The organism is Terrimonas ginsenosidimutans (assembly GCF_022012415.1).
Classification (GTDB): domain Bacteria; phylum Bacteroidota; class Bacteroidia; order Chitinophagales; family Chitinophagaceae; genus Terrimonas_A; species Terrimonas_A ginsenosidimutans.
Map to the genome: position 1 here is coordinate 1 of NZ_JAKLTR010000055.1, position 341 is coordinate 341.

The following is a 341-nucleotide window of genomic DNA, read 5'->3' on the forward strand; positions in this document are numbered from 1 at the left end:
GCGCCATTTTTTGCAGTTCCTCCGCAGAAAGGCTTCGCGTTCCCTTCTCGATCTTGGAATAAGCGGACTTATCGGCGTCGATATGTGCGGCGACGTCGATCTGCTTTAGATTTTTCTCTTCCCGAATGGTTTTGATGTTCTCCGCGAGGTTTATACTGTAAAAGTAGCAATATGGGGGACTTTCGCCAATACGTGGAAGCTATCAAAACAAAAGAAAAAATCATCTTCAGCTACAACGGATCACCTTATACTACGATTATTACTTTTGCCGACAACCTATCTCGGTGGAGCGATGACAGAGAGTAAGCAGTAGGCTAATTCGACGGTGAATACCGGACTAG

Annotated in this window: 1 protein-coding gene; it reads right to left on the reverse strand. The window is 45.5% G+C overall.

The features are described from left to right. Positions 1-190 (reverse strand): helix-turn-helix domain-containing protein (locus LZZ85_RS28925; protein WP_432422786.1); only part of this gene is annotated, 190 nt, incomplete at its 3' end. Between the last annotated feature and the right edge of the window lie 151 nt (positions 191-341).